General features: G+C 72.5%; 5 protein-coding genes. 2 read left to right on the top strand and 3 right to left on the bottom strand.

Features of this window, described 5'->3' with window-relative positions:
• Window positions 1-379: 379 nt before the first annotated feature.
• Window positions 380-5,848 carry a pullulanase-type alpha-1,6-glucosidase gene (pulA, locus tag ABEB13_RS13550; protein WP_345709660.1) on the bottom strand — a complete coding sequence of 1,823 codons (5,469 nt, stop codon included), beginning with the start codon at window positions 5,846-5,848 and terminating at the stop codon, window positions 380-382.
• Between the two features lie 623 nt (window positions 5,849-6,471).
• Between pulA and ABEB13_RS13555 the strand changes: the two genes are divergently transcribed.
• A complete protein-coding gene (locus tag ABEB13_RS13555) occupies window positions 6,472-7,431 on the top strand; it encodes a phosphatase PAP2 family protein (RefSeq protein ID WP_345705719.1) in 960 nt (319 codons plus the stop codon).
• Between the two features lie 53 nt (window positions 7,432-7,484).
• Here the strand turns inward: ABEB13_RS13555 and ABEB13_RS13560 are convergent, their stop codons facing one another.
• Complete coding sequence (locus ABEB13_RS13560) at window positions 7,485-10,523, bottom strand: bifunctional [glutamine synthetase] adenylyltransferase/[glutamine synthetase]-adenylyl-L-tyrosine phosphorylase (protein ID WP_345705720.1); 3,039 nt, start codon at window positions 10,521-10,523, stop codon at window positions 7,485-7,487.
• A gap of 159 nt (window positions 10,524-10,682) precedes the next feature.
• Here ABEB13_RS13560 and ABEB13_RS13565 point away from each other — a divergent pair, with 159 nt between their 5' ends.
• Window positions 10,683-11,519 carry a LamG domain-containing protein gene (locus ABEB13_RS13565; RefSeq protein WP_345705721.1) on the top strand — a complete coding sequence of 279 codons (837 nt, stop codon included), beginning with the start codon at window positions 10,683-10,685 and terminating at the stop codon, window positions 11,517-11,519.
• A 36-nt stretch (window positions 11,520-11,555) separates the two neighbouring features.
• On the opposite strand, the gene ABEB13_RS13570 is transcribed toward ABEB13_RS13565, so the two are convergent.
• Window positions 11,556-11,702 (bottom strand): hypothetical protein, encoded by a 147-nt coding sequence (locus tag ABEB13_RS13570; protein WP_345705722.1) that lies wholly within the window; start codon window positions 11,700-11,702, stop codon window positions 11,556-11,558.
• Window positions 11,703-11,771: the final 69 nt, after the last annotated feature.

The following is an 11,771-nucleotide window of genomic DNA, read 5'->3' on the forward strand; positions in this document are numbered from 1 at the left end:
GGTCTGCCGGTGGCGCTGAGCCTCTCTGGTTCAGCCGCACCGGGAGTTGGGGACCCCCGCCTGCAGCCGGAGGGAATCGTGGCGCAAACGACCGCCCAATGACAGATGCATGCCACCAGATGGCCAACAAACGCCAATGGCTTCACCAAGCTGACGGTAAGTCGCCTAGATCGACACGGCGCACCCTCGCCGCGGCCGGCCCGCGCCGCGCGTACGGCCCGGACCGCCCCGACCGGCCCCGGACCCGCACGGGTGAGTGTGCGAACTTCTTTCCGGCCCAACGGAATGACATGCCATCAGGCCGTACGGTGGCGGTTTCCGGCCAACGCCGAAGGGGCCCCGCGCGGACGCGGAACCCCTTCTTCCTACGGACGTTTCGTCAGCCCTGGACGAACACCGCCACGGTGCGGGCCGGCACCGTGAAGGTGCCGGAGGCGGTGTCGAACGCGGAGGTGCGCACCACCGCGTCGGCGCCCTGCGCCTGCACCCGGTGCAGTGCCTGGCGGGTGCCGGCCAGGCCGGCCACCGCCTGCTTCTGCACGGTCGGCGTGGCGTTGAAGACCACCGTGATGCCCTTCTCGGCGCCCGGCAGGCCGGTGCCGTCGAGGTGCATGACGATCACGCCGGGGGTCTCGGCGGCCGTCCCGGAGAGCGGGAAGGACAGCCGCTTCTGCACGTCGGCGGCGCTGGCCAGCGCGAACAGCGGCGAGGACTGCCGGATCCGGAGGAACTGCTGGTACATCGAGCTCGCCGCGTCGATGTCGTTGCAGCCCACGGTGAGCTTCGGGTTGTCCAGCAGCGCCTTGGCCGCCGGCCACATCGACTGGTTGTCGGCCGCCATCGGCAGGCCGTGGCCCCAGCCGTTGCCCTGGGTGCAGTCCCAGTGGATGGAGTTGAACCAGTCGCCGGAGTCGAAGGCGTTGGAGTCCAGCGACTTGGAGCGCAGCAGGTCGCTGCCGGCCACGGCGAAGCCGGGGCCCTGGCTGAGCGCGGTGAGCGACAGCCCGAGCGCCTGCATCCGGGCCCGGTCGGCGGGAGAGGTGCCGGCCGGGAGCTTGTAGGCGAGCGCGTCGAACAGGTCGGCGTTGTCGTGGGCGTCGACGTACTCGACCGCCTCGCCCGGCTGGGCGGCGTAGCCGGTGGGCGAGCCGTTGTAGTCGACGGCCTTGCCGGTGACGGCCTTGCCGGCGCTGTCGGTGAACGCGTAGCCGGCCAGGTTGCCCGTCAGGCCGACCTTGAGCTGGTCCATCTCGTGCAGCAGCCGGGCCTTCTGCTCCGCCTGGGTGCCGTTGTCCGCCGAGCCGTTGGGGTCGGTGTAGAGGCCGGACGCGAAGCCCTGCTGGGGCGCCGAGGAGAGCATGAAGTTGCCGCCGCGGGCGGCGTCCCGGATGCGGTCGTTGAAGGTGGCGATGCCGGTGCCGGCCATGTTGGTCTGGGTCGCCTGGACGAACCGGGCGTCGTTGGCGACGACACCGAAGTTCCAGCCCTCGCCGTACAGGAAGATGTTCTTCCCGTCGATGCCGTCCTTCTGCTTCGTCAGGCCGCGCAGCGCGGACTGCACGTCCAGCATGGTCGACTTGGGGTCGATGCCCATCAGGTCGAACCGGAAGCCGTCCACCCGGTACTGCCGGGCCCAGGTGACGACCGAGTCGACGACCAGCTTGTTCATCATGGCGTGCTCGGGCGCGGTGTCCGCGCAGCAGCTGTCCGTGGTGACCTTGCCGGTGTCGCTGAGCCGCTGGTAGTAGCCGGGGACGACCTTGTCGAGCACCGAGTGGTCGTCCTGCCCGGCGGCCGCGGTGTGGTTGTAGACCACGTCGAGCACCACCCGCAGGCCCGCGTCGTGCATCGCCTGCACCATCTCGCGGAACTGCACGGTGCGCGCGGTGCCGTTGGGGTCGGTGGCGTAGGAGCCCTCGGGGACGGTGTAGTGCAGCGGGTCGTAGCCCCAGTTGTAGGCGTCGTCGGCCTGGACGGCGGCCACGCACTCCTGCTGCTTGTCGCTGTCGGCGGCCAGCGCCGTCAGGTCGCAGGCGGGCAGCTTCTGGTCGGCCCGGTTCTCCCGGATGGTCGCGATGTCGAACGTCGGCAGCAGGTGGACGGTGGTGACGCCGGCCTTGGCGAGGGCCTTCAGGTGCTGCATGCCGGCCGACTTCGACCGGGTGAACGCCAGGTAGGTGCCGCGCTCGTCGGCCGGCACCGTGGTGTCGGCGCTGGAGAAGTCCCGGACGTGCAGCTCCTGGATCTGCTGCTTCGTGGCCGGGATCGCCGCCGGGTTGCTGTGCTGGTCCCAGCCCTTGGGCTTGGTCTCCTGGGCCGACAGGTCGGCGACCAGGCTGCGCTTGGAGTCGGTGGACAGCGCGACCGAGTACGGGTCGGTGACGGTGTTGACGACCGTCTGCTGGACGCTGGGCGCCCAGACCTTCACCTGGTACAGGTAGTACTTGCCGTCCAGGTCGTCGTGGCTGCCGGTGAGCGACCAGACGCCGGTGGCGTCGTCGCGCTTGAGCGGCACGGTCTTCGGGGTGCCGCCGGTGGCCTTGTCGAAGAGCTGGACGGACACCTCGGTGGCGGTCGGCGCCCACAGCGACAGGGTGACCCTGCGGTGGTCGTCGCCGAACCAGCCGTCCTCCTTGCGGCCGCTGTAGACCGGGCCGAGCTGGGCCTTGGCGGCCTTCCCCGCGTACAGGTCGTCGAGGACGCCGGGGGTCTGCACGCCGGTGGCGGCGAGCGCCGCACCGTTCGGCAGGTGCTCGGTGAAGACCACCTGGCTGCGCAGGGCCTGGGTGATCCGGCCCGCGTCGCGGGTGTCGACGGTGAAGGCGCGGTAGCCGGCCAGGTTGGGGTACTTGACCTTCTGCGCGTCGGTCAGCGTGCCGGGGTTGAGCCGGATCCACTGGCCGGGCTTGCTCAGCACCCCCTTGTCGACGGTGATGCCGCCCGCGGGGTCGTAGATCAACTGGGCGCTGGTGCCGCCGTTCAGCGCGGTGTCGGCGGCGCCGTAGGTCGCCGGGACGACCACCGTCCGCGCGTCGATCCACTGGGCGCGCGCGGAGGTGAGGTCGAGCTGCGAGGAGGTGCCGGCCGCCTGCGGCAGCAGGTAGCCCTCCTGGCCGCCGACGACCCAGATCTCCCGGCCGCTGGTGGCGAAGTTGAGCGACTGGTCCTGCGGGAGGTCCTTGTCGTTGCCGTTGTGGATGATGTAGCTGAGGCTGGTGGCGCCCTCGGCGAGCGGCACCTCGAAGACCGCGCCGTACGCGTCCTTGCGGACGGGCTGCAGCGGGTTGCCCCAGTCGGTGGGGGTGGCGGCGCCCGTCCAGTCGTGCAGGCCCCAGCCGTCGTAGTTGCCGTCGGCGCGGTGGTAGTGGATGACCGCGGTGTTGTCCTTGACCGGCACCACCGGGTCGGGGTCGCTGGTGCGGACGGTGGCGTCGCCCTCCTTGATCCACACCTCGCCGGTCGCCGACAGGTCGATGTGGCGGTCGGCGTCGACGTCCTTGGTGCCGTTGTTCTCCACCACGAAGCCGACGTCGGAGGCGCCCGACTTCAGCTTGACGTAGGCGAAGGCGCCGTAGGCGTCGCGGCCGGTGAAGCCGTGGCCGGCCGGCCAGGTGGTGGACTCGCCGTCGGCGAGGTCGCCCCAGGCGTAGAGGTTCCAGCCGTCGTAGTTCCCGTCCTTGCGCTGGTAGTGCACGATCGCGTACGGGCGGGAGGTGGCGCTCGGCGCCTGCTGCGGGACGGGCGCGCCGGTGGTGAACGAGCCGGTGGTGGAGGCCAGCCGGCCGGCCGAGTCCTGCACGACCGCCTTGTAGCGGACGACGGTGCCGGGGGCGACCGCGGACAGGTCCTGGGTGACCTTGTACGTGCCGTTGTCGGCGGTGCCGAGCACCTGCCACGGGCCGTTGCCGACCTGCGCGGCGAAGCTGACCCGGTCGAAGCCGCCGCCGGGCACCTCCGCGCCGACCGTGACGGTGCCGGTGGAACCCTCAGCGGGGGTCTGCAGGGTGAGCTGCGGGGCCGCGGCGGGCTTCGCGAGCCGGCCGTCCGCCTTCCAGACCACCGAGGACAGCGGCGGCACGGTGACGGTGAGCTTCTTGTCGGCACCGGTGACGGCCTTGCCGCCGGCCGACGGGTAGAGCTGCTTGAAGCCCGTGCCGGCGGAGTAGGTGTCCAGCGCGACGGTCTTCGCCTCGGTGGAGTTGTTCACCGCGACCAGGTACTCGACCTGCTGCTTGGCGTCGATCCGGGAGAAGGCGTAGACGCCGGGGCCGTCCGCCGCGTAGCGCTCGATCTGGGCGCCGTCGGCCAGCGCCGGGTTGGCCTTGCGCAGCTGCGCCAGGCCGGAGACGTCGCGGTACAGCGCGCCGCCCTCGCCGTAGCGGTCGGCGGAGCCGGTGCTGCCGCCGATCACGGTGTCGGTGTTGTACGAGGGCGTCTTCGAGGCGAACATGTCCTGGCGGGCGTCCTTGTCGCCGCCCGCGCCGGTGAAGCCCTGCTCGTCGCCGTAGTACACGACCGGCTGGCCGCGGGTGAGGAACTGCAGCTCGTTGGCGAGCCGGTCCTTGGCCAGCAGCACGTCCTGGCCGGCGCCCGGGTTGTCGCTCTGCAGGAAGCTGCCGAAGCGGCCCATGTCGTGGTTGCCGAGGAAGGTCGGCAGCTCGTAGGCGTCGGTGGTGGCGCTGGTGTAGCGGTAGTCCTGGCCGTAGACGTCGGAGAGCGCCTTGGCGGAGCCGTTCTGCGAGACGTAGCGGCGCGCCGCGTCCTGGAACGGGAAGTCGAGGGTCGCCTGGAGCTTGCCCTTGGTGACGTACGGCGAGGTGATCGTGGTGTCGGCCGAGTAGACCTCGCCGAACATGAAGAAGTTCTTGTTGCCCTGCTGGGCCGCGTACTGCTTGAGCGCGGGGGCCCACTGCTGCCAGAAGGCCATGTTCACGTGCTTGACGGTGTCGATCCGGAAGCCGTCGACGCCGGTCTCGCGGACCCACTGCTCGTAGACCTTCTTGAAACCCTCGACGACCTTGGGGTTCTGGGTGTCCAGGTCGTCCAGGCCGGAGAAGTCGCCCTCGGTCGCGGACTCGCCGACGAAGGTCGAGTTGCCACGGTTGTGGTACAGCGACGGGTCGTTGAGCCAGGACGGGGTCTTGGCGTTCGCATCGGCGGGGGTGCGCAGCACCGGGCTGTACGGGAACGAGTCGGAGGTGATCTTCGGCCAGACGGTGCCCGCGTCCGCGACGGCGGTCTCGTCGACGGGGTGGCCGTCGGCGTCCAGCGTCGGGTAGGCGCCCTCGGAACGGTAGTCGTACTTCTGCTGGCTGTAGTCGATGACGTCGGCGGTGTGGTTGGTGATGACGTCGAAGAAGACCTTGATGCCCTTGGCGTGCGCCTTGCGGATCAGCTCCTTGAGCTGCGCGTTGGTGCCGAAGTGCGGGTCGACCTGGGTGAAGTCGGTGATCCAGTAGCCGTGGTAGCCGGCCGAGGCGTCGGCGCCGGTGCCCTGCACGGGCTTGTTCTTGAAGATCGGGGCCATCCAGATGGCCGTGGTCCCGAGGTCCTGGATGTAGTCGAGCTTGTCGATCAGGCCCTGGAGGTCGCCACCGTGGTAAAAGCCCTTGTCGCTCGGGTCGAAGCCGTTGTCCATCCGGCCGCCGGTGATGCCGCCGGTGTCGTTGCCGGTGCTTCCGTTGGCGAACCGGTCGGGCAGGACGAAGTAGAACTGCTCCTTGGTGAGGTCGTGCCGGCCGGCGGTGGCGGCGAGAGCGGCGTCGGAGGGCGGTGCGGGGGCCTGCGCGGCGGAGGCGGCCAGCGGCGCGGAGCCCAGCGTGGCGGAGATCAGTGACGCGGCGAGCATCACGGCCGCGCGGCGGGGTCTGCGGTAGGGGGTGGTGCTCCGTCGACGGGGCTGAACTTCGGCCACAGCGGGCTCCCTTGGTGCGGCTCGTCGTCATTGAGGTGAGGTGGGGCGGACGCTAGCGCGCTGCAAGATGTTTCAGCAAGATGCGGAAATTGTTGCAACCAACCTCTTGACCGAACCGTTGTAGAACCCGCAGAGTCGTTCCGTGCCCGACGACCGGCGGGATGCCGGGCACGGCGTGGGGGCACCGTCGACCGACGGGCCCGCACCGGGGACGGTCGCCCGTCGGGACCGGAGCTGATCCGACCTGACAGCCCGGCGGGCAGCCTTTCTCCGCACTCGCCCCACGCGCCTCCGGGCGCTCCGGCCCTCCGCCGCTCCTCCGTCTCGTGAGGGGAGGGGCGGGATCGGGGAAGGCGCATACGAAGCGGCGGGGCCGCGGCACGGAATCGACGTTCTCCCGCCACCCCGGGTCGACCCCGGTGATGCGCACACGCAACAATGGAGTACATGCGTCCCCCCAGGCCCACTCCCCTCCGACTTCAGGGGGACAGCCGGTGAAGAATCCCCGACCACAGGATGATCGGGCGGTCACGGGACGTCTGGCAGACTTCTCGTCCATGGGGGAACCGACCGAGATGCAGGCAGTCGGCGCCGAGCGCGCCGCTGAGGCGACGCGTACGGGTTCCGTCCAGGCCGGGCCGGCCGACAGCGGCCAGAGGCCGGACGGGGCCACCGTCGCCGCCCGGACACGCTCGGCCGCGGTCCGCAGCCGCATCCGCCGACAGCGCAGCCGCCCGGCCCGCCCGAAGCTGCTCTTCGAGCTGGCACTGATCGGCATCAGCTACTGGATCTACTCGATCGTCCGCAACGCCGTCCCGGAGCAGGCCTCGGTGGCGATGCGCCACGCCGACTGGGTGTGGCGCTTCGAGCGGGCGCTCGGCGTGGGCATAGAGCGGGCGGTCAACCACACCGTCGACCGTGCCGAGTGGTTGATCGTCGGGATGAACTACTACTACGCGACGCTGCACTTCATCGTGACGATCGGCGTCCTGATCTGGCTCTACCGCCGCCATCCCGGCCGGTACGCGGCCGCCCGCACGGTCCTGTTCGTCACCACGGCGATCGCCCTGGTGGGCTTCTACTGCTTCCCGCTGGCCCCGCCCCGGCTGATGGGCCGCGGCTTCATCGACACCGTGGCGGTGCACGGCACCTGGGGCTCGATGGCCTCCGGACCGGCCGCGCACGTCTCCAACCAGTACGCGGCCATGCCCTCGATGCACATCGGCTGGTCGCTCTGGTGCGGCCTGACGATCTTCTTCCTGGCCCGCCGGACGTGGGTGCGGGTGCTCGGCCTGCTCTACCCGGTGGCCACCCTCACCGTGATCATCTCCACCGCGAACCACTTCTGGATGGACGCGGTGGGCGGCATGGTCTGCCTCGCGGTGGGCTTCGCGGCCGCCCGGCTGATCTACCACGTCTGGGTCTACCAGCTGCCGAGATACCCCGGCGGCGCCCCCTCGGCCCCGGTGACGGTGCCCGTCCAGTGGACGACCCCGGTGAGCGCCGGCCGCCGCTAGCGCCTGGACCGCGCCTTCCCGGGCCTGCCCGACGGGCCCGGGGGCCACCGCGTTCACGGTCCGTAGAACAGCCGCTCCACCACCGCCCTGGCCCGCCGGGTGGTCCGCCGGTAGTCGTCGACCAGCTCACCGCTGTGCCCGGCCCCGTAGCCGAGGTAGCGGGCCACCCCGGAGAGCTCCCGGGCGTCCCCGGGGAAGGTGTCGCCGGGCCGCCCGCGGACGAGCATCACCGCGCTGCGGACCCGGGAGGCCAGCACCCAGGCCGCGTCCAGCACCCCGGCGTCCTCCTCCGCGACGAGGCCCGCGGCGGCGGCCTCGGCGAGCGCCCGCCGCGTCCGGGTGGTGCGCAGCGCCGGCAGGGCGTGGCCGTGCTGGAGCTGGAGCAGTTGGACGACCCACTCGACGTCGGCGAGCCCGCCCCGGCCGATCTTGGTGTGGGTGGTCGGGTCGGCGCCGCGCGGCAGCCGCTCGGACTCGATCCTGGCCTTGATCCGGCGGATCTCCATCAGGTCCCGCTCGGGCACCCCGCTGCCCGGGTAGCGCAGTGGATCGATCAGCGCCCGGAACCGCTCCCCCAGCTCGGCGTCGCCCGCCACCGGCTCGGCCCGCAGCAGTGCCTGGCTCTCCCAGACGTGCGACCAGCGGCGGTAGTAGGCCGCGTAGGAGGCGAGGGTGCGCACGAGCGGGCCGTTGCGGCCCTCGGGGCGCAGGTCGGCGTCGACCAGCAGCGGCGGTTCGGTGCCGGGCGCGGCGAGCAGGGTCCGCAGATCGTGGCAGACCGCGTGGGCGGCCCGGGCGGCGTCCTCGTCGAGCGACTCCAGCAGCGGTTCGTGGACGAGCAGGACGTCCGCGTCGGAGCCGTAGCCCATCTCGTGGCCGCCGAAGCGGCCCATGGCGATGACGGCGATCCGGGTCGGCAGCTCGCCGTTGCGGGCCTCCCAGCCGGCGACGCAGGCGCGCAGCGCGCCCTGGAGGGTGGCCGCGTTGAGCGCGGTGAGCGCCTCGCCCGCGGTGTCCACGGCCTCGGCGGGGTCGTCGCCGAACCGGCCCAGCACGTCCGCGGCGGCGGTGCGGAACAGTTCCCGGCGGCGGACGGCGCGGGCGGCGGCCACCCCCGCGTGGGCGTCGCCGGCCCGGCCGACCGCGGCGAGGATCTCCTGTTCGAGGACGGCGCGGCCGCGCGGGGCGAGCCCCTGCGGGTCGCCGAGCATGGCCACCGCCTCGGGTGCCCGCAGCAGCAGGTCGGGGGCGAGCCGGCCGGCCGAGAGGACCCGGGCCAGCTGCTCGGCCGCGGCACCCTCGTCGCGCAGCAGCCGCAGGTACCAGGGGGTGCGGCCGAGGGCGTCGGAGACCTGGCGGAAGTTGAGCAGGCCGGCGTCCGGGTCCGCGGAGTCGGCGAACCAGCCGAGCAGCACCGGCAGCAGGGTGCGCTGGATGGCGGCCTTGCGGCTGACGCCGGAGGCCAGCGCGGAGAGGTGCCGCAGGGCGGCGGCCGGGTCGACGTAGCCGAGGGCGACCAGTCGGGCTTTGGCGCCCTCGGGGGTCAGGCCGCTGCTGGCGAGGCCGGCCGTGCCGACCGGGAGATCGGCGACGGCGTCCAGCAGCGGGCGGTAGAAGAGCCGCTCGTGGAGCCGGCGGACCTCCACGGCGTGCCGCCGCCACTCGCGTTCCAGGGCGGCGACCGGGTCGGCCCGGGTGTCGTCGTTGATCTGTGCGGAGAGCGAGCGGGCGAGCCGGCGCAGGTCGGCCTGGCCGGTGGGGACGAGGTGGGTGCGGCGCAGCCGGTGCAGCTGGATGCGGTGTTCCAGCGAGCGCAGGAAGCGGTAGGCGGTGTCCAGCGAGGCGGCGTCCGCGCGGCCGACGTAGCCGCCCGCGCTGAGCGCGCCGAGCGCCTGCAGGGTGTTGCCGCTGCGCAGCGCGGGGTCGGTGCGGCCGTGCACCAGCTGCAGCAGCTGGACGGCGAACTCCACGTCGCGCAGCCCGCCGGGGCCGAGTTTGAGCTGCCGGTCGACCTCGGTGGCGGGGATGGTGTCGACCACCCGGCGGCGCATCTGCTGCACGTCGGTGACGAAGTTGTCGCGGGCCGCGGCCTGCCAGACCAGTGGGGCGATGGCGGCGACGTACTGGACGCCGAGGTCGCCGTCGCCGGCCACCGGCCGGGCCTTCAGCAGGGCCTGGAACTCCCAGGTCTTGGCCCAGCGCTGGTAGTAGGCGAGGTGGCTGGCGAGGGTGCGCACCAGCGGGCCGTTGCGGCCCTCGGGGCGCAGGTTGGCGTCAACCGGCCAGATGACGCCCTCGCCGGTGGTGTCGGAGCACAGCCGCATCAGCCGCGCGGCGAGCCGGGTGGCGGCCTGGACGGCCCGGTGCTCGTCGACGCCCTCCTGCGGTTCGGCGACGAAGATCACGTCGACGTCGGAGACGTAGTTGAGCTCCCGGCCGCCGCACTTGCCCATGCCGATCACGGCGAGCCGGCAGGCCGCGGCGGCGTCCGGGTCCTCGTCGGCGGCGATGTCGAGGGCGGTCTGGAGGGTGGCACCGGCCAGGTCGGCGAGTTCGGCGGAGGTCTGCGGCAGGTCGGCGGTGCCGGTGAGGTCGCGGGCGGCGATGGCGAGCAGGCAGCGGCGGTAGGCGGCGCGCAGGGCGTCGGCGCGGGCGGGCGGCGCCGACGCGCGGACGCGTTCGGTCAGGGCGGCCTGGAACTCGGCGGCGTCCGGGTGCATGTCGCGGACCTCGAAGGTGACCAGCGCGTGCCAGTCCGCCGGATGGCGGGCGAGGTGGTCACCGAGCGCGGCCGAGGCGCCGAGGACGCCGAGCAGCCGGTCGCGCAGCGGCTTGGAGGTAGTGAGGGTGTCGCGCAGGGTGTGCCGCTCGGCCTCGTCGAGGGCCTCCAGCAGCCGGGTCAGGCCGAGCAGGGCGAGGTCGGGGTCGGCGGTGCCGCCGAGCGCGTCGAGCAGCACCGGGTCGCCGGCCAGCCCGTGCAGGGCGGGTTCGGCGAGCCGCCGGACGGCTGCGTCCGGATCCGAGAAGCCGCGCCGCACCAGCCGGATCTCCAGGCGGCTGGTGCGCCCACCGGACCGTTCCTCCACCGACATCGCCCCTCCGGTACGGCATGCGTGCACCCGAACATCAGACGTATCGAGCCTACGGGCCGGACGGGGTGATGGCCCGCACGGCCCCGTCCGGATGTCGCACCCGGAGGTCGGCCCGATCGTGGGACTGGCGGTCGGACACCGCCGCGATCGGAGACCTCGATGTTCCTTCATGTCCTGGCGTCCGCGGCCCTGCTGTGCCCGCTGGCCGTCGCGACCCCGGCCGGCGCGGCCGACCACGCGGCCGGGCGCAGCTCGACCACCGCGCTGGACGACACCTTCCGCCGGCTCGACCTCGGGCCCGGGAAGACCTGGGCCTGGCAGAGTGCGGCGTACGCGCAGTGCACGAGCAACCCCGGGCACTACAAACTGGACCACCTGACGACGACGGCGCTCGGTACGGCCTCCGGGCACCTGACCATCACCGCCTCGCCCCGCTCCGACGGTCTGTGGGACACCGGCCTGCTGACCACCGGCGACTCCTGCGACTCCGGCGGGGCCGGCGCGCAGGTCCGCACCGGCGGGATGCTGCTGGCCCACGTCCGGCTGCCGCAGGCGAACACCGGGACCTGGCCCGGCCTGTGGACCTGGCGCGACGGGCACAACGAGATGGACGTGTTCGAGTGGCACGCCGACTACCCGCACACCATCGAGTTCGCGAACCACGTGCTCCCGCCCGGCTCCGGGCACCTGTACTCGGGGCCGGAGATCGGCGCGGGCCGCTGGCTGTGGGTCGGCGCGCTGTTCGGCGCCGGCAGCGTGTCCTGGTACGTGGGCACCGACCTGAACCATCTGGTGTGCCCGTACGCCGACCGGCTCGGGGTGGGCCCGGACTTCGCCGCGTACCCGATACTCAACCTGGCCGTCGACGACGGGAACTTCCATGCGCCGCCGCAGGACGGCCGGCCGGCGACCATGGAGGCCGACCGGCTGGTCGTCCTGACGTCGGCACTGCCCGGACTGCCCGCGCCGGCCGTGGTCGACGGCCGGGAGGGCTGACGACCACGGCACGGCCGCGGGAGGCCGCGGGCAGGCTCAGCGGCGCGGGAGCAGCCGCATCAGGGCGAGGCCCGCCATGGAGAGCGTGAACGCCGCCACGAGCAGCCCCATCGAGTTGACGCCGGTGGCCGCCAGTGTCCCACCGGCGCCGGCCGCGCCCCAGCCGGGCAGTTTTCCGTACATTTCTTCCTCCTCGATTCCGCCCTTGGGCGGGATGGGGTGAACAGGATTTCCCTCGCACGGCGGTGCGCC

Origin of the sequence: Kitasatospora paranensis, assembly GCF_039544005.1 — a bacterium.
GTDB classification, from domain to species: Bacteria; Actinomycetota; Actinomycetes; order Streptomycetales; family Streptomycetaceae; genus Kitasatospora; species Kitasatospora paranensis.

What these genes read in the sequence shown, in the direction of transcription:
- pulA (WP_345709660.1), bottom strand. Translation starts at nt 5,848, where the DNA reads ATGCTCGCCGCGTCACTGATCTCCGCCACGCTGGGCTCCGCGCCGCTG.
- ABEB13_RS13555 (WP_345705719.1), top strand. Translation starts at nt 6,472, where the DNA reads ATGGGGGAACCGACCGAGATGCAGGCAGTCGGCGCCGAGCGCGCCGCT.
- ABEB13_RS13560 (WP_345705720.1), bottom strand. Translation starts at nt 10,523, where the DNA reads ATGTCGGTGGAGGAACGGTCCGGTGGGCGCACCAGCCGCCTGGAGATC.
- ABEB13_RS13565 (WP_345705721.1), top strand. Translation starts at nt 10,683, where the DNA reads ATGTTCCTTCATGTCCTGGCGTCCGCGGCCCTGCTGTGCCCGCTGGCC.
- ABEB13_RS13570 (WP_345705722.1), bottom strand. Translation starts at nt 11,702, where the DNA reads ATGTACGGAAAACTGCCCGGCTGGGGCGCGGCCGGCGCCGGTGGGACA.